Origin of the sequence: Acidaminococcus sp. BV3L6 (assembly GCF_000468835.1) — a bacterium.
Classification (GTDB): Bacteria; Bacillota; Negativicutes; order Acidaminococcales; family Acidaminococcaceae; genus Acidaminococcus; species Acidaminococcus intestini.
In genome coordinates this window covers 40,841-60,568 of the sequence record NZ_AWUR01000034.1, presented here as the reverse complement: position 1 = coordinate 60,568, position 19,728 = coordinate 40,841, and the positions used below count along the sequence as shown (strand labels likewise).

General features: G+C 52.3%; 20 protein-coding genes, 1 tRNA gene and 1 riboswitch. Of the genes, 18 read left to right on the top strand and 3 right to left on the bottom strand.

The genetic code is table 11. From position 1 onward, the window contains the following. Positions 1-43: 43 nt before the first annotated feature. Positions 44-125: riboswitch (ZMP/ZTP riboswitch) on the bottom strand. A 108-nt stretch (positions 126-233) separates the two neighbouring features. Beyond that, positions 234-310: transfer RNA gene (locus tag HMPREF1246_RS06560), tRNA-Val, on the bottom strand. A gap of 187 nt (positions 311-497) precedes the next feature. Here HMPREF1246_RS06560 and HMPREF1246_RS06555 point away from each other — a divergent pair. From HMPREF1246_RS06555 to HMPREF1246_RS06500, 12 genes are all read left to right on the top strand, one after another. Continuing rightward, positions 498-1,067, top strand: coding sequence for a peptidylprolyl isomerase (locus HMPREF1246_RS06555; protein ID WP_009014860.1), 570 nt, complete (start codon positions 498-500; stop codon positions 1,065-1,067). Between the two features lie 13 nt (positions 1,068-1,080). Continuing rightward, on the top strand, positions 1,081-2,082 hold the full coding sequence (locus tag HMPREF1246_RS06550; protein WP_009014859.1) for a PhoH family protein: 1,002 nt from the start codon (positions 1,081-1,083) through the stop codon (positions 2,080-2,082). Beyond that, entirely contained in the window at positions 2,060-2,542 is a 483-nt protein-coding gene (gene ybeY / locus HMPREF1246_RS06545) for an rRNA maturation RNase YbeY (protein ID WP_009014858.1), read from the top strand. The genes HMPREF1246_RS06550 and ybeY overlap by 23 nt, the downstream gene beginning before the upstream one ends. Positions 2,543-2,544: 2 nt before the next feature. Continuing rightward, positions 2,545-2,931 carry a cytidine deaminase gene (locus HMPREF1246_RS06540; RefSeq protein ID WP_009014857.1) on the top strand — a complete coding sequence of 129 codons (387 nt, stop codon included), beginning with the start codon at positions 2,545-2,547 and terminating at the stop codon, positions 2,929-2,931. 5 nt (positions 2,932-2,936) lie between these two features. Continuing rightward, complete coding sequence (gene era / locus HMPREF1246_RS06535) at positions 2,937-3,857, top strand: GTPase Era (RefSeq protein WP_021737009.1); 921 nt, start codon at positions 2,937-2,939, stop codon at positions 3,855-3,857. Between the two features lie 184 nt (positions 3,858-4,041). After that, positions 4,042-4,926: a hemolysin family protein gene (locus HMPREF1246_RS06530; RefSeq protein ID WP_009014855.1), complete on the top strand. Its 885-nt coding sequence runs from the start codon at positions 4,042-4,044 to the stop codon at positions 4,924-4,926. After that, positions 4,916-5,659 carry a DNA repair protein RecO gene (gene recO / locus HMPREF1246_RS06525; RefSeq protein WP_021737041.1) on the top strand — a complete coding sequence of 248 codons (744 nt, stop codon included), beginning with the start codon at positions 4,916-4,918 and terminating at the stop codon, positions 5,657-5,659. Before HMPREF1246_RS06530 ends, recO begins: the two co-directional genes overlap by 11 nt. Continuing rightward, positions 5,656-6,306, top strand: coding sequence for a hypothetical protein (locus HMPREF1246_RS06520; protein WP_021737044.1), 651 nt, complete (start codon positions 5,656-5,658; stop codon positions 6,304-6,306). The genes recO and HMPREF1246_RS06520 overlap by 4 nt, the downstream gene beginning before the upstream one ends. A 17-nt stretch (positions 6,307-6,323) precedes the next feature. Next, positions 6,324-7,079 carry an exodeoxyribonuclease III gene (locus HMPREF1246_RS06515; protein WP_009014852.1) on the top strand — a complete coding sequence of 252 codons (756 nt, stop codon included), beginning with the start codon at positions 6,324-6,326 and terminating at the stop codon, positions 7,077-7,079. 26 nt (positions 7,080-7,105) lie between these two features. Next, positions 7,106-7,915: an ADP-ribosylglycohydrolase family protein gene (locus tag HMPREF1246_RS06510; RefSeq protein WP_009014851.1), complete on the top strand. Its 810-nt coding sequence runs from the start codon at positions 7,106-7,108 to the stop codon at positions 7,913-7,915. A gap of 1 nt (position 7,916) precedes the next feature. Then, on the top strand, positions 7,917-8,414 hold the full coding sequence (locus tag HMPREF1246_RS06505) for an NUDIX domain-containing protein (RefSeq protein ID WP_021737021.1): 498 nt from the start codon (positions 7,917-7,919) through the stop codon (positions 8,412-8,414). A 15-nt stretch (positions 8,415-8,429) separates the two neighbouring features. Continuing rightward, positions 8,430-9,734, top strand: a complete 1,305-nt coding sequence (locus HMPREF1246_RS06500; protein ID WP_021737018.1) for a Na+/H+ antiporter NhaC family protein — start codon at positions 8,430-8,432, stop codon at positions 9,732-9,734. A 57-nt stretch (positions 9,735-9,791) separates the two neighbouring features. On the opposite strand, the gene lgt is transcribed toward HMPREF1246_RS06500, so the two are convergent. Together lgt and HMPREF1246_RS06490 are read right to left on the bottom strand one after the other, a co-directional pair. Further along, positions 9,792-10,568, bottom strand: coding sequence for a prolipoprotein diacylglyceryl transferase (lgt, locus tag HMPREF1246_RS06495; RefSeq protein WP_009014848.1), 777 nt, complete (start codon positions 10,566-10,568; stop codon positions 9,792-9,794). 18 nt (positions 10,569-10,586) lie between these two features. Next, positions 10,587-11,291: a metallophosphoesterase gene (locus tag HMPREF1246_RS06490; protein ID WP_021737050.1), complete on the bottom strand. Its 705-nt coding sequence runs from the start codon at positions 11,289-11,291 to the stop codon at positions 10,587-10,589. A gap of 384 nt (positions 11,292-11,675) precedes the next feature. Here HMPREF1246_RS06490 and leuS point away from each other — a divergent pair, with 384 nt between their 5' ends. From leuS to gltS, 6 genes are all read left to right on the top strand, one after another. Continuing rightward, positions 11,676-14,168 carry a leucine--tRNA ligase gene (gene leuS, locus HMPREF1246_RS06485; RefSeq protein WP_009014846.1) on the top strand — a complete coding sequence of 831 codons (2,493 nt, stop codon included), beginning with the start codon at positions 11,676-11,678 and terminating at the stop codon, positions 14,166-14,168. Between the two features lie 115 nt (positions 14,169-14,283). Further along, the gene (locus tag HMPREF1246_RS06480) at positions 14,284-14,916 is read left to right on the top strand and encodes a helix-hairpin-helix domain-containing protein (RefSeq protein ID WP_021737045.1); all 633 of its coding nucleotides are present in this window, start codon (positions 14,284-14,286) and stop codon (positions 14,914-14,916) included. Then, positions 14,913-17,213 carry a DNA internalization-related competence protein ComEC/Rec2 gene (locus HMPREF1246_RS06475; RefSeq protein WP_021737017.1) on the top strand — a complete coding sequence of 767 codons (2,301 nt, stop codon included), beginning with the start codon at positions 14,913-14,915 and terminating at the stop codon, positions 17,211-17,213. Before HMPREF1246_RS06480 ends, HMPREF1246_RS06475 begins: the two co-directional genes overlap by 4 nt. A 12-nt stretch (positions 17,214-17,225) precedes the next feature. Next, positions 17,226-17,627, top strand: a complete 402-nt coding sequence (locus HMPREF1246_RS10855; RefSeq protein ID WP_021737025.1) for a hypothetical protein — start codon at positions 17,226-17,228, stop codon at positions 17,625-17,627. Then, the gene (holA, locus tag HMPREF1246_RS06470) at positions 17,564-18,316 is read left to right on the top strand and encodes a DNA polymerase III subunit delta (RefSeq protein ID WP_369794667.1); all 753 of its coding nucleotides are present in this window, start codon (positions 17,564-17,566) and stop codon (positions 18,314-18,316) included. Before HMPREF1246_RS10855 ends, holA begins: the two co-directional genes overlap by 64 nt. A gap of 21 nt (positions 18,317-18,337) precedes the next feature. Further along, entirely contained in the window at positions 18,338-19,537 is a 1,200-nt protein-coding gene (gene gltS / locus HMPREF1246_RS06465; RefSeq protein WP_009014842.1) for a sodium/glutamate symporter, read from the top strand. The last annotated feature ends 191 nt before the right edge of the window (positions 19,538-19,728 follow it).

Genomic DNA, 19,728 nt, shown 5'->3' with positions numbered 1-19,728 from the left:
GCAGAGGAAAAGGCCGGGATGAAAAAGGACCGTCCGGGCTGCTTTTCTCTGCCCAGACGGTCGGCAAGTTACACAATGCAGAGCACGTGGTCAATTCCACTTATCCGTCAGTCCTGCACTGCTTTATTTGAATGTGATGCGGATATTATAGCAGGTATGACAGAACGGAGCAAGAAGAAATTCAGAAAAAAGATAAAAAAACCGCCCCCCAAGGAGCGGCTTCATCTTTAAAGTGGTGGAACTAACTGGATTCGAACCAGTGACCCCCACGATGTCAACGTGGTACTCTAACCATCTGAGCTATAGTTCCGAGACGAATATTAGTATACCCAAAGGAAAGAGTCTTGTCAACTCTTTTTTTATTTTTTCCAGGGGAAAAGGATTTGGACATAAGGGGCGGTGATGTTTATTTTTTTGCCTTAAACAGATATAATAAGGAAGACGAAGACTTTCATAGTGGGACCCACGGGTCCTTTTTTTGGTAAAGGAGATTGACCATGAAAAAGCTGTTCTTACTGATTGCCGTCATTACGGCACTTTTCACGGCTGCCTGCGGCAAAAGCGGCAAAGCGGCTGGAACGGACGCACCGGCCCTAAAGGGCCCTGTCACAGCCCAATTTGAGACCAGTCTCGGCAATTTTGAGGTCCGCCTTGCCGTAGAAGGGGCACCCAAGACCTGTGCCAATTTTGTAAAGCTTGCGGAATCTGGTTTCTATGATGGACTCACTTTCCACCGCGTCATTGACGGCTTCATGATCCAAGGCGGCGATCCCAAAGGCGATGGAACGGGCGGACCGGGCTATACCATCAAAGATGAATTTTCAAAGAATCTGCGTCACGATGGACCGGGCATCCTGTCCATGGCAAATGCTGGCCCTGATACAGGTGGAAGCCAGTTTTTCATTACCCTGGAGAAGACGCCCTGGCTGGATGATCATCATGCTGTCTTTGGCCGCGTCGTCAAAGGACTTGATGTAGTCCAAAAGATTGGTAAGGTTAAAACGGACGCCAATGACCGGCCAGTGACGCCCGTTGTTATCAAGAAAATCAAGATTGTAAAAGGCTAAGGAGGAAATCGGGTTGCCAGAAACGCTGGAAAAGAAGCTGATTTTTAAGGACAATCGGGAAATGGTGGCTGTCCTGGGGAAAAATGATGAATACCTGAAACTGATGGATGATCCGGAGTGCCGGATTATCCCCCGGGGCAATGAACTGCTCCTTACCGGGACGGAAGCGGCGCTCAGGCGGATGGAACGAGCCTTTTCGGAACTGCTCTATCTCTATCGCCAAGGGCTGCCCATTACGACCCATGATGTGACATACACGCTGAAGCTGGTTCGTGACGGCAAGGAAGAGGCCCTGCATCAGCTTTATACGGATACGGTCATTACGACCTACCGGGGAAAACAGGTCAAGGCCAAGACCCTGGGCCAATGGCAGTACCTCAAGACCATTGGGGAAAATCAAATGACCATTGCGTTAGGACCGGCGGGAACGGGCAAGACCTACCTTGCCGTGGCTATGGCGGTCAAGGCCCTTAAGAACCACGAAGTGGAGCGAATCATCCTCACGCGGCCGGCTGTGGAAGCAGGGGAAAAACTGGGCTTTTTGCCCGGGGACCTGCAGGAAAAGGTGGATCCATACCTGCGGCCCCTTTATGACGCCCTTTACGAGATGCTCGGCATGGAATCCTTCCAGAAGTATTTGACCCGGGGAACCATTGAAGTGGCGCCCCTTGCCTATATGCGCGGACGGACGTTGAGCGATGCCTTCATCATCATCGATGAGGCCCAAAATACGACGGCTGAGCAGATGCGCATGGCCCTTACCCGTTTTGGCTTTGGCTCCAAGCTTGTTGTGACAGGGGATGATTCCCAGGTGGACTTGCCGCCGGGCAAGGAGTCCGGGCTCACCAATGCCGCCTATGTTCTCCAGGGAATCCCTGGCATTGGCATTGTTCACTTTACGGACGGCGATGTCATCCGGCATGAAATCGTGGCGGCCATCATCCGGGCGTACAAAAAATACGATAATGCTAAAAAGAAAGGAAGGGACGGCTATGATCGTCACACTCGAAAATAACCAGGAAAAGGTCTCCATTCCTGAAGCGCTGGAAGCGGACCTGACCAAAGCCATGAATGTCGTTGCGGAACTGGAGGCCCTGTCCCCGCAGACAGAAGTGGATATTACCCTTGTCGATGACGCTGCAATCCATGAACTCAACCGCACTTACCGCGGCATTGACCGGCCGACGGATGTGCTTTCCTTTGCCCTTGACGAAGGGGAAGAGGAACCGGAAGTGGACGATGACGAGATTGAACATCTATTGGGTGATGTCATCATTTCCGCTCCGACAGCAGTCCGCCAAGGTGAGGAATACGGTCACGGACTCGAACGGGAGATGACCTATTTAGCCGTTCATGGGATGCTCCACCTCCTGGGATACGATCACATGGAAGAAAAGGACAAGCTTATTATGCGCAAACGGGAGGAAGAAGTCCTGCGCAGGCTTGACCTTGCCGAGGAAAATTTTGGAGGCTGACGATGGACCTGATCCTTTTTGAAGCGGCCAAAGCGGCACGGAAAAACGCCTATGTCCCGTATTCCCACTTTGCCGTGGGAGCGGCAGTCAGGGCGAAGGACGGCCGCGTTTTTACGGGCTGCAATATCGAAAATGCATCTTACGGACTGACGGTCTGCGCCGAACGAAATGCTATCTTTGCAGCCGTCAAAGAAGGCGTACGCGATTTTGAAACCCTGCTTGTGACGGCTGATACGGAAGGACCTGTGTCTCCCTGCGGAGCCTGCCGCCAGGTCATGGCTGAATTTGGGATTTCCCATATTGAACTGACAAACCTCAAGGGGCTCAGCCAGTGTGTGAGCCTTGAAGAACTCCTGCCTTACGGCTTTACTCTAAAAGAAAAGGAATAAGCATCATGCAAGTACAGCAGCAAGAACATCGGGCCGGTTATATCGCCGTTATTGGACGCCCCAATGCAGGCAAGTCGACCCTCATTGACAAACTGATCGGGGAAAAGGCGGCCATCGTATCAGACCGTCCTCAAACGACGCGCAATCGCATTCTTTGCATTTTATCGACGGAAAAGGCCCAGCTTATTTTCCTTGATACGCCAGGCCTCCACAAACCTAAGGATAAATTGGGGGAGCATATGGTCAAAGCCGCCGAGGATTCCTTAAAGGACGTTGACGCCGTGCTCTATGTCGTTGACGCCACAGAAAAACGGGGAAAAGGGGAGGCCTATATCCTGGAACGGCTCAAAAAGGTTCAGGTCCCGGTCATCCTTGTCCTTAACAAGGTGGATCTCATCAACCTGAAAGAAAACCTTCTGCCGCGTATTGACGCTTTTCAAAAGGCCTATCCCTTCCACGGCATCATGACCCTATCTGCCTTGGAAGATAGGGATTTCACGCCCCTTATCGAGGAACTGACAGGCCTCATACCGGAAGGCCCTAGCTTTTATCCGGAAGACCTTTACACGGATCAGACGGAACGGGTCATGGTAAGCGAAATCATCAGGGAAAAGATCCTGCGCCTCACCCATGATGAAGTGCCCCATGCCGTTGCCGTCAAGGTAAACGAAATGAAGACCCGTGATAATGGGATGGTTTATGTGCGGGCCGATATCTATGTGGAACGGGATTCCCAAAAAGGAATTCTCATTGGTCGCAAGGGACAGATGCTGAAACAGATCAGCGCGGAAGCCCGCAAGGATATCGAAGATCTTGTCGGCAGTCAGGTTTATCTTGAAATCTGGGTCAAGGTGCGTCCCAAATGGCGGGAAAAGGAAACCGAACTCCGACAGCTTGGGCTGAGTTCCGATCATAGGGCATATTGACCATGCCGCGGCACCTATTGTATAATGAAAATTAACATTGACAGCCCAAAAGTGCCCAAAAATGGCACACTGTGATTCGTTGAAGTGGTGCTGTGGTTCGAGGATGGCGCTTTGCCGAAGGACCACAGTCCTTGGAAAAAAGGAGAGATGACTTATCGACGCGGGTCCTGCGCTTGGACGCATATTGAAACCGATTGTATATCCTTTTGCTTATCTTTTTTGGCATGTGGGCCGCAGCCTTTATCGCTTCATGGGCATTCAGCCCTATGATCCTGATATGAGCCGCTCAGAAGATGATATTCGGCGGATGGTCAGTGACAGCGAAAAAGGCGGGGAAATCGATCCCGTAGAAAGCCGCCTGATTGATAATGTCTTTGATTTTGCCGACCGAGTTGCCCGGGAGGTCATGGTTCCCCGGCAGGATATGATCTGCCTGTTTGTGGAAGATTCCTTGGAAGAAAACCTGAAGGTTGTCCATGATTCCGGTCACACCCGTTATCCGCTTTGTGAAGAAGACCGCGACCATATCCTGGGGATGATCCATATCCGGGAACTGATGAACCTTGACCAACATGATCCCCACGCAGATCTTAAGTCCATTATGCGGGAAATTGACGTGGTGCCTGAAAGTATGTCCATTGTGAAGATCCTTCAGCTCATGCAGCACAAACATGTCCAGATGGTGGCCGTTGCCGATGAATATGGCGGAACAGCGGGCCTTGTCACCATGGAAGACCTCTTGGAGGAAATCGTTGGTGACATCCAAGATGAGCACGATACGGAAATGCCGGAAATCAACAAGATGCCCGATGGGTCCTATGTGTTTGACGGCTTGGTCCTTTTGGACGAAGTCTCGGAGACGATGGGCATCCAGTTTGATGATCCTGAGGAAGATACCATTGGCGGTTACGTCTTTGGCCTCATCGGCCGTCAGCCCGTTGTGGGAGATTCCGTCGATGAGCGGGGCAATCGTTTTGAAGTGCTCGATTCATCCGGATTCCGTGTCCTTCGGGTCCGTGTCATCCCTCTGAAGAAAGACAAAAAGGAAGAGACAGTCCATGACGAGTGAAGCCTTTCAGGATGAAGCGGTCATATTGGAAGTAAGGAATTGGCAGACTGCGGATAAGTACGCAGTCTGCTTTTGTCGTCACCATGGGAAAGTACCTTTCATCGCCTACGGGGCAGCCTATCCCAAGAGTACGAGCGGTCGGATTGTCCAGCCTTTTGCCCAGCTGCGCGTGACCCTCATGCCGGGCCGTAAGGTGGCAACCCTGCGTGGGTGTGAATTTTTGAACCTGCCCCATGTCATGGATATTGAAGGCATGGCTTACGGTGCCATCATAGCCGAGGCCGTGATGCAGCTGTTTGAAGAGGAAGAACCGCTGGAAGAGGCCTTTTTCCTTATTTGTCAGGCTTTTACCCTCTTTCCAAACCATAATAAACGGCTCGTGACGGACAGCACCCTCTTTAAACTTCTGGCCCTTTGCGGCTTCGATCCGGTTCTTGACTATTGTACAACCTGCGGAAAACCCATGGAAGAAGACGGTTATTTCAGTCCTGTCCAGGGCGGCTTCCTGTGCAGGGACTGTGCCTTGGACCATGATCTGCCCCTTACGGTAAAGGCCAAGGCGCTTGTGCAGCATCTCCTGACCCTTGATTTTAAGGTCCCCGAACCGTTTACGGTGCGGGGAAAGGAATTGATGGAAGTGGAAAAGATCCTCTATCGGTTCCTGACATTCCAAACGGACCGGCCGCTAAAGAGCCTCCAATTTCTGACGCAGCTTGGCAAGGGGGCCCTATGAACCGGTGGATCTGTGGACTTCATAGGGGCTGGGCGCACAGCCGCAAAAAGGGCGCGGCCTTTCTGGCGGCCGCTGCCCTGCTGCTCTTTTTTCTCGAAGAACCTTGGGTGCTTTGGGGCAGTCTCCTTCTTGGTGCCCTCGACGCTTACCAGTTAGCCCTGGAAAAAAGGCAAGGCGCTCCCGCAATCCTTGAAAGGGTCCTTGTCATGCTCCTTACGGCACTTTTTGTCTCCCCTCACAGCTATCCTTTGGCCCTTCCTCATGCCGTTTTTTGGGTTCTTTTTTATATCCTGTGGGGCGTCCATCTTCTTTTTTTTGAAAGAAGGGACTTGATCCAGCGGGGGCCTTCTGTCCTTTTTCCCCTTTTTTTGGGAACGGCCCTTTTCCTTAACCAGCTTGACGCGGATAGCGGTGCTTTTGAGGCGGCCCTTCTTATGGGCGGCTATGGCTTGTTTCGGGCCCTTTGGGAAATGAAAGAAGCCGTTCATAGGAAACGCCGCCTGCTGTTTCTCTTTTATTTTGCTTCTATAGGCCTTATCCTTGGCCTTTTCTATGTATCCTTTATCTGGATGGCGGGAGATCCCATTTATCTTCTCCTTTGGCTTTTTGCCCTAGGGGCCCTTTACTGGATCTTTCCTTCCTTATGAGTGAATGGAGGAATCTCATGAAACTTGTCACCTGGAATGTCAACGGCCTTCGGGCCTGCATGAATAAGGGCTTTAAGGAGTCCATGGAAAAACTGGACGCCGATATCATCTCTATCCAGGAAACGAAGATGCAGCGGGAACAGGCCAGCTTTGACTTTCCCGGCTATTATGAATATTGGAACAGTGCCGTTAAAAAAGGCTACTCCGGAACGGCCATCTTTTCCCGGATCAAGCCCCTTTCCGTGACCTATGGTCTGGGCATCGAGGAACATGACCAGGAAGGCCGCGTCATTACGGCGGAATATGATGATTTTTACCTTGTCAATGTCTATACGCCCAATTCGCAGCGCGAGCTGGCTCGCCTAAGCTATCGCATGGCTTGGGAAGACGCGTTCCAGGCGTACTGTGAGGACCTTTCCAAGAAGAAAACCACCATTGTCTGCGGGGACATGAATGTGGCCCACGAACCCATTGATCTCAAGAACCCCGATTCCAACCATCACAATGCCGGTTTTTCTGACGAGGAGAGGCAAAAGCTCGATGCGTTCCTTGCCCGGGGCTTTGTTGACTCCTTCCGTATGCTCTATCCTGATCGGGAAGGGGCCTATACCTGGTGGTCGTATATGTTCAAGGCCCGCGAACGGAATGCGGGGTGGCGCATTGATTATTTCCTTGTTTCAGAAGCCGGTCGTGACAAGATCCGGGATGTAACCATCATGAACGAAATCATGGGCAGTGATCACTGTCCTGTTGTCTTGGAGTATGGGGTATAACTGCTGCCAAAAGGGAGGGATAGGCTGTGAAGGGTGCCTTTATTGGTGATATTGTAGGGTCCCGTTTTGAGTGGACCGGATTTCGGGAAAAGGAATTCGACTTGTTTGCCGAAGGGTGCCGCGTGACGGATGACTCCCTGATGACGGCCGCCGTGGCAGAAGCCTTCCTGACGATGCGGGAAACCGACCTTCCTGAAACAGAAAGCGTATTGGGCCCCCTTCTTTGCGAACGGATGCGTAGGTTGGGGCGCACCTATCCGGATGCCGGCTATGGACAGAAATTCAAGGCGTGGCTCATGGATGAGACCATGGGGCCTTATGGCAGCTGCGGGAATGGAGCGGCCATGCGCGTTTCTCCGGCTGGCTGGTTTGCCTACACCTTGGCGGAAGCCGAGGAACTGGCTCTTATTTCCTGCCGTGTGAGCCATAATGAAAAAAGTGCGGAAAAGGCGGCCCAAGCTGTTGCGGGAGCCATCTTCCTTGCTCGCTCGGGAGCCAGGAAGGACGTGATCCGTACTTATCTGGGGCGCTTTTATGACCTTTCGGAACCTTTTGACGAGCTTAGAAGCCATTACGAAGGGGAGGCAACTTGCGACGGATCCGTACCCCAGGCCCTGACGGCCTTTTTGGCATCGGACAGTTTTGAGGATGCGCTAAGGCGCGCTGTCAGTCTCGGCGGTGATACAGATACCCTTGCCGCCATCAGCGGAAGCCTTGCAGAACCTTATTTTGGCATTCCTGCCTCTATCTATAAAATAGCGGAAGAATATTTTACGGAGGAAATGAAAACCGTGCTGCAGCGTTTCGACGCACTTTGCGAAAAGGAGAAGGACTAGCATGGAATATTGGGATATCTATGACGAGAAAAAAGAACGCACAGGCCGCACCATGGCGCGCAATGATTGGCATATGAAACCGGGCGATTATCATTTGACGGTCCTTGCCCTTATTATCAATGAAACGGGACGCATCCTGCTTACCCAGCGTCAGCTCGATAAGCAGTGGGCACCTGGAAAATGGGAGATCCCCGGCGGCGGTGTCAAGGCAGGCGAAACGTCTCTTGAAGCGGTCCTTCGGGAAACGCGGGAAGAAACGGGCCTTGTGCCGGATAAAGCGGCGGTCCGTCTTATCCATACATATCGCAATGATTCCCCAAAAGAACAGAACAACTACTTTGTCGACATTTATGAAGTGCGCCTTCCCTTTACGGAATTGGCGGTCACGGTCCAAAAAGAGGAGGTCAAGGGGTTTGCCCTTCTTGACCCTCAAGCGGTCAGGGTCCTTGGCGAAAGAGGGGAAATCCTCCATTATGCCCATTTTGCGGATTTATTTTAGGAGGCGTCCCCAGCCATGCTTGAAAATGTCATTTTATTGTTTTTTTCCCTGCTTCTTTTAGGCAGTGTCTTTACAGGGGTTCCCATTTTAGCTGCTCTTTTTGCAGGGCTCCTGATCTTTAGCGGCTATGCCCGCTACCAGGGTTTTTCCCTAAAGGAAATCGTGGGCATGTGGGCCGCCGGTGTGAAGACCATCCGCAATATCCTCATGACGTTTGTCATCATTGGCTTTTTGACGGGGCTTTGGCGGGCTGGCGGAACCATCCCGACCATTGTCTACTATGCGTCCGGCGTCATCGATCCCGCACTGATTGTACTCCTTACCTTTGTCCTTAACTGCCTCCTGTCTTTTTTGATGGGAACGAGCTTTGGGACAGCGGCAACGATGGGGCTCATTTCCATGACCATTGCATCAACCCTGGGGGCCTCCAAGGCGCTCGTTGGCGGGGCTGTCCTGTCGGGAATCTACTTTGGGGACCGCTGCTCTCCCGTGTCGACAAGCGCGCTCCTTACGGCAGACCTGACGGGAACGAACCTTTATGACAATATCCAGCGCATGATGAAAAGTGCTTTGGTCCCCTTTCTCCTTTCCCTTGTGTTCTATGGCCTCATGGGTGGGGGAGAAGGCACGGCGGAGACGGTAAGCGCCGTGAAGCACCTTTTTGCATCCCATTTTGACGTATCCTATGCCATGCTCATCCCGGCGGCCAGCATCCTTGTTTTGGCTTTTTTCCGCGTGGCTGTGAAAAAGACCCTTTTTGTGAGTGTTGTCCTAAGTTTCCTCTGCGCGTATCTCTATCAGGGCCTTTCCCTTCCCGCTATCCTTCATGTCATGTTCTTTGGCTTTACCTCCCCGGACCCTCAGCTCAATGCCATGCTCCGTGGCGGGGGCCTTCTTTCCATGGCTGGTACGACGGGCATCGTCATGATTGGGTCCTGCTATTCCGGTATTTTTAATAAGACGGGCCTGCTTCGCAATATTGAATCGGTCCTCCTTGCTCTGACAAAGCGCTTCTTTCCGTTTGCCGGCGTCTTTGGCGCGGCGACGATCAGTTCCCTCATTGGGTCGAACCAGACCCTTGCCATCATCATGACGCGTGACCTTTCCCGCAAGATCATGCCCGACGGCAAGGAGCTTGCCCTTGCCATTGAAGATACGGCTGTTGTCATGAGCACCCTTGTGCCTTGGTGCATTGCCGGCGCTGTACCTTTGACGTTTATTGGCGCGCCCATTTCAAGTATGCTCTTTGCTTTTTATCTGTATGCCCTGCCTTTGTGGCGCCTTGGAAAAGCAGCCCTTGCGGAGCGGCAGGACGCATAAGAAAAAAATGGAAAATAAAAAACTGCCCTACAAGGGCAGTTTTTTGTCTGTCTTGTTCTAGGCCTGTGTCTTCCTGAGGCCGCTCCCAATAAAGCCGATGAGGGCGATAAAAAAGAAAATCAAGCTTGTTGCCTGGGCTGATTTGAGGCCAAAAAGGAAGGGCTCCACATAATCGCCGCGGAGGAATTCAAGGAAAAAGCGCAGCGCCGAGTAGAGCATGACGTAAAGAAAGCAGCACTGGCCGCGTTTGTAAGGCCGGGACTGGAATATGATGAGCAGCGCAAAAAGGATGACATCAATCTGTCCTTCCCAGACTTCTGCCGGCCATAGGGGCGCGTTTCCATAGGTGCTGCGGGCCAGGGTCCCGACGGGATAGAGGATACCGAAATCACCGCCAGTGGGCGCACCGAAGGCATCGCCATTTAAGAGGTTTGCCATGCGGCCGATGGACTGGCCGATGAATAGGGCCGGGGAAATCACGTCCAGCATATCAATCCAATTGATCTTATGGGCCCTGCAGTAGAGGGCGCCGGCAAGAATCCCGCCAACGATGCCGCCTTGGATGGCCATGCCGCCCTGCCAGACAAAGAAAATCTCTGACAGGTGGTCGCTGTAATAGGCCCAGTCAAAAAAGAACACGTCCCAAAGGCGGGCTCCGATGATGCCGGCAAAACCGCCGTAGATTCCGATGTCGGGCAGGTACTTTTCCCAGCCCCGTCCGTCCTTATAAGCAAGGAAATAAGCCGTTCCCGTTGCCATGAAGATGGCCGTGCAGAGCATGAGGCCATACATACGGATGGGAAAATTGCCGATAAAAAAGAGATATTGATGCACAGGAAATCCTTTCTCCGGTCAGTCAAGGATCTTGACCGGACAAAAATCAATGTAATCGGACGCGACGAGGCGGTACCGCGTGCCATCCCGGACGCCTTGGAAGAGGTTCAGGAAATGGGCAGCGTCACCGTGGACGTGGCCGTAGATACAGGTTGTGACTTCGTAGTCCCGGCAGAGCTCGGTAAAGCCTGTCACTTCTTCCGGTTCGTAGAGGGGAGGGTAGTGGAGGGCCGCAATGATCCGTTTGGCGCCGGACGACTTGGCTTCTTTGAGGGAGTGCTCGAGGCGCTGGATCTCGCGTTTATATAGGAGGTCATCGTGGTCCGTAAATTCCGGCATGGAGGGAAGGTTCCATCCCCTGGTGCCGCAGATGGCCGTATCCTTTTCCACAACGCAGCTATTATGAAGAAACTGGAAACGGCCCTTAAAGGCTTGTTCCAGCTTGCGCATGCTGGACCACCAATAATCGTGGTTCCCTTTGAGGATGATCTTCTTTCCTGGAAGTGCGGAAAGCATGGAAAAATCTTTTTCGATGGCATCGGACAGGTCCATGGACCACGACGTGTCACCGCAAAGAATAATCGTATCGTCAGTGCCAATGGTTTCTTTCCAGTGCTGGATGATCTTTTCCCGATGGTCTTTCCACTGAGGGCCGAAGACGTCCATGGGTTTTGTCGGGGGAGCCCCGGATAGATGCAGGTCCCCAATTGCATAAAAGGCCATGAATGGTGCTCCTTCCTACGTTGACTTTATGAGGCGTCAACTATATAATGAATCTATTGTAGTGAATGGTAACCTATTCTGCAAGAAGTCCCACCAACGCCGTAGGCGGTGAGATGAATTGCAGGTTTCCCAAGGCTTCAATGCCCTTGGAAAATAATTTTTCACTGCGGAAATACCGTGGGTCGCACGGAAATCTACGCTTGTGGAGAGTGTGTAAGTCATCGCGGCTTTTTTGCGTCAGCGGTGCTGTTCTCGTTGAAGCAGGAAGCTCCCGCCTCTATCCGGTGGGGGTACGTTCACTTCCTTCAATACCATTATGTTACAGAATCGAATGCCGTATTGCAAGGGATTTCACTTATGTTTCCAAAATAGGGAGGCCAAGCCATGATCAGTGAAAAGTATGAACCCCATAAGGCGGAAGCCAAATGGCAAAAGTATTGGGAAGATCATCATACCTACAAGGTCAGTAATGATGATCCCCGCCCCAAATATTACGTCCTTGAAATGTTCCCGTATCCTTCGGGCAACCTTCATATGGGGCACGTACGGAACTATTCCATTGGTGATGTCGTTGCTCGTTTCCGTACCATGCGGGGCTACAACGTCCTTCATCCCATGGGCTTTGACTCCTTTGGCATGCCCGCGGAAAATGCCGCCATCAAACATAACATTCCGCCGGCCAAATGGACCCTTGAAAACATTGCCAACATGGAAGACCAGCAAAAACGCATGGGCCTTTCCTATGATTGGGACCGCGAAGTCAAGACCTGTATGGAAGATTACTATAAGTGGACCCAGTGGTTCTTTGAACTCATGTATAAGCGCGGCCTGGCCGTCAAGAAAACGGCCCCGGTCAACTGGTGCGAAAAATGCAACACCGTCCTTGCCAACGAACAGGTCATTGACGGAAAATGCTGGCGCTGTGATACACCGGTCGTCAAAAAGGACCTGTCCCAGTGGTTCTTTAAGATCACTGATTATGCCGATGAACTCTTGAAGGACCTTGACCTTTTGAAGGGCTGGCCTGAACCGGTCAAGACCATGCAGCGCAACTGGATTGGCCGCAGCGAAGGACTGGAATTCAGCTTTGACTGCCCGGACCTTGGGACCAAGCTCCCCGTCTATACAACCCGTCCGGATACAATCTACGGCGTCACCTTCGTCGTCATTCCGCCGGAGCATCCCCTTGTTGCCAAGATCCTTGAAAACAACCCTAAACGGGCTGAACTTGAAGCCTTCTGTGACAAGGTCCGCAATACGTCGGATATTGAGCGGACCAGTGCTGACTCAGAAAAACTGGGCATGTATACGGGCTATGACTGTGTTCATCCCTTGACGGGACATAAGGTAGAGATCTGGATTACGAATTATGTCCTTTTTGACTACGGTACGGGCGCCGTCATGGGTGTACCGAGCGGAGATCATCGTGACTGGATGTTTGCTTCAAAATACGGTATCAAGAAGATCCTTACCCTCCAGCCAAAGGATCATGAACTGAAGCTTGAGGAAATGGACGACGCCTATACGGAAAAGGACGGTGTCCTCGTTAATTCCGGTCCCTTCACGGGTATGGAAATGCATAAAGCCATGGGAGCCATCATGGACTACATGGAAGAAAAGGGCCTGGGCAAACGGCGCGTCAATTACCGCCTCCGCGACTGGCTGATCAGCCGTCAGCGCTATTGGGGCGCACCCATTCCGGTCATCAATTGCCCGCAATGCGGCGAAGTCCTCGTCCCGGAAAAGGATCTGCCTGTAAAACTGCCGACAGATGTCAAGTTTGCGGCCGGCGCCAAGAGCCCTCTTGCTACGAGCGAATCCTTCGTGCACTGCACCTGCCCGAAATGCGGCGGCCCTGCAACGCGTGAATTGGATACGATGGATACCTTCGTCTGCTCGAGCTGGTACTATTTGCGTTACACCGATCCCCATAACGATCAGGCACCCTTCAGCCATGAAGCGGTCGATCATTGGATGAGCGTGGACCAATATATCGGCGGCATTGAACATGCCATCCTCCATCTGCTTTATTCCCGTTTCTTTGTGAAGGTCCTGCGTGATGCCGGTCTTGTCAAGGTTGACGAACCTTTCACGAACCTCCTGACCCAAGGGATGGTCATCAAGGACGGGGCTAAGATGAGCAAGTCCCTGGGCAATGTCGTTTCCCCGGAAGAAATCATTGGCAAGTACGGCGCCGATACGGCCCGGCTATTCATTATGTTTGCCGCCCCTGTGGAACGGGAACTGGAATGGAGCGACCAAGGTGTCGAAGGATCCTTCCGTTTCCTGAACCGTGTATGGCGTATTGTCTACCACTTCCAGGATGAACTCCAAAAGAAGGTCAAGACCTATGATGTGAAGGAACTGGATGAAGCAGGCCGGGAAATGCGCCATATCCTCCATGTGAGCCTGAAAAAGATCACAGAGGACCTGGACAGCCGCTTCAACTTCAATACGGCCATCAGTACCATGATGGAACTGGTCAATGCTCTTTATGCCTATAAGGATAAGGCCAAGAAAGTACATCCGGGCCTCATCTGGGAAGTCATTACGGATCTGCTCCTTGTGATGGCGCCCTTCGTTCCCCATATTACGGAAGAACTCTGGCACGGCACTATCGATGATTCGGAAAGCATCCATAAACAGGCTTGGCCGAAGTACGATGAAGAAGCCATCAAGGTCGATGAAGTAGAGGTCCTTGTTGAAGTCAACGGAAAGCCGAAGGACCGCATCATGGTCGATCCGGAAATGGATAAGGAGGCCTTGGGCAAGGTCGCCTTGGAAAGCAAGGCTGTCAAGGAGGCCATCGGCAGCGGCAAGGTTGTCCGCGTCATTGCCGTTCCGGGCCGTCTGGTCAACATTGTGGTAAAACCGTAAGACGTTTTACTGAAATAAGGATTCCCTTTTAGACGATTGCAATCGTTCAAAAGCAGGTTATCACCCCTTCGCGGGGAGATGGCCTGCTTTTTTTTTTTGAAAAGGAGGTCGCATCATGAATCTATGGAACCGCAGAAAAGCAGCTGTCATCTTTGTCCTCATGGTTCTTATTGTGGGAACCACCCTTTATTGGGAAGAAACGCCGCGGCAAAATAAGGCCCCGCTGGATCCTGAGGCAGTCATGACAAAGCAGCGGGAGCAGAAGGCGCTTCCCAGTCTTCGTGTCTATGTCAGCGGTGCCGTCATGTACCCAGGTCTTTATGACCTTGCACCGGGCCTGCGCTATGCCGATGCCATCCGCAAGGCAGGCGGCATGGCGGATGAGGCTGATGAAACGCGGGTCAACCTAGCGAAAAAAATCAAGGATGGCTGTCAAGTGAACGTGCCGATGCGTAAGAATCGGCGCCCTGCAGCGAGAAAAGCGCCGCCTTCTGCGGGCGACTTGCCTGCTCGGGAAAAAGAGAAAAGGAAAGATAAAGGCGCCGCTGGGTTCCTAAGAATCAATCTCAATGATGCGTCCCAGGAAGAACTGGAACATCTCCCCGGGATTGGCCCAGGTATGGCACAGCGCATCATTTCAGAAAGGAACAAGGCCCCTTTTCAATCCGTGGATGAGCTGCTGCGCGTCAAGGGCATAGGGCCTAAAAACCTTTCCCGGTTCCGGGAGCTTGTGGAGGTCATCCCATGACGCCCCTTTCCTGGGCCGGACTGGGCTTTAGTCTGGGCACACTGTGGGGGCTTTCAGCCCGGCCTTCCAGATGGCTTGTTTTAGGCCTGCTATTGGGGAGCCTATTTGCAGCTCTTTTCTGGAAGGAAAGGAAAAAAGGGGGCATCCTGATCTTCTTTTTATTGCCCGCCTTCTTTATCGGGGCCCTTTCCGGGCGGGAACGGCAGAGCGCGGCAAGCCGTATGGCTCCTTTTTTGGGGAACCCTGTAAGGCTTACGGGGCGGGTCGAGCCAGGCTCTCTGCGCGTCCGGGATCGATCTGTTTCTTTTACGCTTCTTTATGAAGGCATGCGCATCCCGGTTCTTCATTTGGGGACCCTTCCTGGACCTTCATGGGGGACCTATACGGCAGAAGGCTGCCTGGAACCGATAGAAACGTTCTATAATCCTGGTATGGTGGATGAAACAAAGCGCAGTGCTGCCCGAAAGATTCCGGGAAGGATCAGGACCCAAAATGGCTGTCTGCACTATGAAGGGGGAGAAAAAGATGCCCTGGACCGGATAGCCGAGTGGGGCAGCACCGTAAGAAAACGGCTTTCGGAGGCCCTTCCTCCGCGCGAGGCCGCCCTCCTAGGGGGCATGCTCCTCGGCGGCAGTGAAGGGATGGACGCCTCGTCACTCCAGATCTTTACGGCCTGCGGATTGTCCCATCTTCTTTCTGTATCTGGAAGCCATGTGGCACTTCTCCTTGGTCTCTATGTCCTGGCGGCGGAGTATCTCCCGCTGCCGCGCCCTGTCAAACCGCTGGGGGGCCTCTTTTTTCTGTTCTGCTACGCCATCCTTTGCGGGCTTCGGGCATCTGTCTGCCGAGCAGTGCTCCTTGGCAGCGGCGTCTTGCTGGGGGAGCTGTTGGGGCGCCGGGCAAGCGGACCGTCTTTTCTTGGCTTTTCGGCCCTTTTGCTGCTGGGCATCCATCCCTTTTGGATCTGGGATATTGGCTTTGCCCTCTCTTTTGCGGCAGCGGCCGGACTGATGCTCTTAAAGGAGAGGGTGGAACGGGGGCTTGCATCTTTTTTAGGGCAGGGCCTTGGGACGGCCCTTTCTGTTCCCCTCGCGGCCCATATTTTTTCCCTTCCTTTGCTTGTCCATTATTTCCACGCCGTGAGCCTCCTATCCCTTCCAGCCAATCTGCTTCTTGTGCCGCTTTTGAGCCTTTCTCTCGTTCTTGCCGTCAGTGCCGTTTTTGGGGGTCTTGTCCTGCCCTTTTTGGGACGGGTCCTTTTTGTTATGGCAGGCAGTCTCGTCAGTCTATCTCTTGAACTGGGCCGTCTGCTTTCAGAAAGCCGGCCCTTCATGGTTACAACGGGGCCCTTGGGCTTTGGGGCGCTTTTTTGCTATGGTCTTTTGCTCAGTCTGCTCCTTGGCGATTTTCCACAGGGATCCCGTCTTGCTCGGTACCGGAAAAAGGCGGCTCTTGCGTCCGCTTTCTGCCTTGCTGCCCTGTTTTTCTATCCTCGCTTTCAAAAAGTACCTTTTACAGCGTATTTCCTTGATGTAGGGCAGGGCGACTGTTGCCTTCTTGTTATGCCGGACAGGAAGAACGTTCTTATCGATACAGGGGGATTAAACGGACACTATGAGGTAGGGGAACGGGTTGTCGTACCTGCGCTTCGGGCCCTTGGCGTAACCCAGATCGATACGATGATTATCAGTCACGGCCATCATGACCATGCCGGCGGAGCCGCTGGAATCGCACGCTGGCTGCCTGTGAAACGGCTGCTCCTTCCACAGGAAAAAGACAGTAATGATGTAGAAAAATTAATATATATCATGAAAAAAACAAATCACAAAATTGTATACAAAATGCAAAAAACAATTCACATCCGTTTTAAATCGCATATAATTAATATTGTAGACGCACCGAAAATGGCAGAGAAAGGAGGCAATGCAAACGAGAGCTCTGCAGTGGTGCTTGTTGCGTGCGGAAAAAGCAAAGTGCTCCTGACCGGGGATGCGACAAGTGAAATTGAACTTGCCGCAGCGGCAGCCCCAATCCGGAGCGATGTGCTGAAGGTTTCCCATCACGGTTCTTCAACTTCTTCGGAAATGGCTTTCCTCAAAGCGGTATCGCCTAAGGTTGCCGTCATTTCCGTTGGCCGGAACAACCGGTTTGGCCATCCCCATGACGAGGTCCTTGAACGCCTGGAATATTTAGGGATTCCCGTAGCAAGAACGGACGAAGGGGGCGCCATCAAGGTTGTTTTTGACGAGACTGGACCGAAGTGGTATAGTTATCGCTGTCAGCGAAACTGTTTCTAGGAGTGATCAAGGTTGAACGTGACAGCGGACCAGTTCCTAGCGAACCTCAGGAAAAAGGGCGGATCCTGTCCCCATCTTGTGGTAGCCATCGGAAATGAGGAATACTACCAAAAGGCCATCAAGGAAACCCTGAAAAAACGGATTGCCTTCGACCATAAAGGAGAGGAACTAAACACCTGGACTTTCGAGGATCGATTCAATCTTGTCGATCTGCGGGAAGCGATTTATTCCCAGTCCTTTTTTGGGGGGCTCAACTGGGTCATTGTCAGTGATCCGTTTGTTCTTGCAAAAACCAAAGACGCAGCAAGTGATCCGCAGACCAAGGGAAAAAGCAAAAAAAGGAAAGTCCTCTGGAGGCCTTCCTTGAACTTGTCAGTGACATTCCTGCTACGACTTACGTCCTCGTCCAGCTAAGCGCCATCGATAAGCGGACGAGCGCGGCAAAAAAGCTCGGAGCGATTGCCCCCTTGGTTGAGTGTCAGCCCATCAAATGGTATCAGACCAAAGCCCTCATGCCTTTTTTGCAGGAACAGGCTGAGCGCTACGGCGCCCGCTTTGACCAAGGGGCCAAAGCCTTGATTGAAGATTATGTAGCTGCGGCAAATGAAGTCCCTCTCCTTTTTTTGGAGCGGGAAATCGAGAAGATTGCCCTTTTTGCCGGGAACCGCAAGATCTGGACCGCTGATGATGTACGGCAGATGTTTTCCCAGTTGCCCCAAGTATCGAACTTCGCCCTAGGCCGGGCCATCGAAGAGAGGAACCTGACCTTAGCCCTTGAACTGATTGCAGCAGAACGGAAGAACGACGCCAAATTTGTTTTGGCCCTTTATGTCGTTACGTCTTCCCTGCGTCTATTGACCCAAGTCAAAGCCATGATGGCAAAAGGTGCTCGACAGGACGAGATTGCCCAAACCCTGAAAAAGAATCCCTACATCGCCAAGCTTGCCATGCAGCATGCACGAAATTATTCCCATGAATCCTTACAAAAAGCCTTGGTGGATCTGGCGGTGCTGGCCATCACTTCCCGCAGTGGAGGCGGGGACAAAGGATGGAAGTGGTCACGTCTTGAGGAAATTATCATTGCATTAGTAGGAAGAGATTGAACTTGAGGAGGAAGTATTACGATGACATTAGCTTTGAATTCTTATCAAACAATGGCAGTCGGCATTTTACTGTATTATCTGGGCAAGTTCCTGAAAGCCCGCATTAAGTTCCTGCGTACGTACTGCATCCCGAACCCGGTTATTGGCGGTATCCTCTTTGCTCTTTTGAACCTCGCCCTTCATCAGAGCGGCGTCGGTGCCATCAAACTTGATACGGTACAGCAGAGCTTCTTTATGAACATGTTCTTTACGAGCATTGGTTTTACGGCATCCTTTGCTCTTCTTAAAAAAGGCGGCCGCGACGTTCTGATCCTCACGATTGTCTGCGCTATCCTTGTTACCCTGCAGGACGTCATTGGTGTCGGCCTTGCCAAAGTTGTGGGCCTGCATCCGCTCCTTGGTCTCTGTGCCGGTTCCGTACCGCTTGTCGGCGGCCATGGCACGAGTGCTGCTTTTGGTCCTTTCTTTGAAAACATGGGCGTTGAACGCGCCAGTGCCGTTGCTATCGCCATGGCAACCTTCGGCCTGATTTCCGGCTCCCTCATGGGCGGCCCGATTGCCCATCGCCTGATTTCCAAGTATAACCTGCACAGCAACGAAACGAATGTATCGGCTGCCGATCAGGCTTCTGATGTGGAATCGGCTGCCGTTGTTCCCATGGTTCCGGAAAAATTCATGCTGGCTACGGGCGAAATCCTGCTCTGCATGGGTGTTGGTACCTATGTCGCTGCCTTCTTTAAAGGCATTGGCCTTGTGTTCCCGTTCTATATCAGCTCCATGCTGGTAGCGGCTGTTCTTCGCAATACGGCTGACCATTCCTCCAGCCTTGACGTGCCAATTCCTGAAATCCAAACCATGGGTGATGTTGGCCTCAACATCTTCCTGTCCATGGCCCTGATGAGCCTGCGTATCTGGGAACTTTTCGATATCGCCGGTGCGCTCTCTGTCATCGCTGTGGCTCAGGTTATCCTCATGGCCCTGTTCACCTACTTTGTCGTATTCAACGCCATGGGCCGCGATTACGATGCTGCCGTCGAAGTTTCCGCTGTCTGCGGCTTCGGGATGGGCGCAACGCCAAACGCAATGGCTAACATGAGTGCGGTTACGGCCGTCCACGGTCCTTCCACGCGTGCATTCTTCTGTGTACCGCTGGTTGGTGCCTTGTTTATCGACTTTATCAACTCCAGTGTCATCATGGTCTTTACGAACTTGTTCAAATAAAGGTTCGTAAAAAAGAAAAAAGGGCTGCCTGCGGGTAGCCCTTTTTTCGAATAGACGGAGGAACAAGGAAAGCCCGCTTCTGATCCGGTTTTCTTGGCCCTTTGGATGCTCCTATGGCAGGGAAGAAAAGGGAATCTGAGGCCATCCAAATAAGGGAAAAAGGAATGGACGCTTTTTTGCTTGCTCCATGG

What these genes read in the sequence shown, in the direction of transcription:
- HMPREF1246_RS06555 (WP_009014860.1), top strand. Translation starts at nt 498, where the DNA reads ATGAAAAAGCTGTTCTTACTGATTGCCGTCATTACGGCACTTTTCACG.
- ybeY (WP_009014858.1), top strand. Translation starts at nt 2,060, where the DNA reads ATGATCGTCACACTCGAAAATAACCAGGAAAAGGTCTCCATTCCTGAA.
- HMPREF1246_RS06540 (WP_009014857.1), top strand. Translation starts at nt 2,545, where the DNA reads ATGGACCTGATCCTTTTTGAAGCGGCCAAAGCGGCACGGAAAAACGCC.
- era (WP_021737009.1), top strand. Translation starts at nt 2,937, where the DNA reads ATGCAAGTACAGCAGCAAGAACATCGGGCCGGTTATATCGCCGTTATT.
- recO (WP_021737041.1), top strand. Translation starts at nt 4,916, where the DNA reads ATGACGAGTGAAGCCTTTCAGGATGAAGCGGTCATATTGGAAGTAAGG.
- HMPREF1246_RS06520 (WP_021737044.1), top strand. Translation starts at nt 5,656, where the DNA reads ATGAACCGGTGGATCTGTGGACTTCATAGGGGCTGGGCGCACAGCCGC.
- HMPREF1246_RS06515 (WP_009014852.1), top strand. Translation starts at nt 6,324, where the DNA reads ATGAAACTTGTCACCTGGAATGTCAACGGCCTTCGGGCCTGCATGAAT.
- HMPREF1246_RS06505 (WP_021737021.1), top strand. Translation starts at nt 7,917, where the DNA reads ATGGAATATTGGGATATCTATGACGAGAAAAAAGAACGCACAGGCCGC.
- HMPREF1246_RS06500 (WP_021737018.1), top strand. Translation starts at nt 8,430, where the DNA reads ATGCTTGAAAATGTCATTTTATTGTTTTTTTCCCTGCTTCTTTTAGGC.
- HMPREF1246_RS06490 (WP_021737050.1), bottom strand. Translation starts at nt 11,291, where the DNA reads ATGGCCTTTTATGCAATTGGGGACCTGCATCTATCCGGGGCTCCCCCG.
- leuS (WP_009014846.1), top strand. Translation starts at nt 11,676, where the DNA reads ATGATCAGTGAAAAGTATGAACCCCATAAGGCGGAAGCCAAATGGCAA.
- HMPREF1246_RS06480 (WP_021737045.1), top strand. Translation starts at nt 14,284, where the DNA reads ATGAATCTATGGAACCGCAGAAAAGCAGCTGTCATCTTTGTCCTCATG.
- HMPREF1246_RS06475 (WP_021737017.1), top strand. Translation starts at nt 14,913, where the DNA reads ATGACGCCCCTTTCCTGGGCCGGACTGGGCTTTAGTCTGGGCACACTG.
- gltS (WP_009014842.1), top strand. Translation starts at nt 18,338, where the DNA reads ATGACATTAGCTTTGAATTCTTATCAAACAATGGCAGTCGGCATTTTA.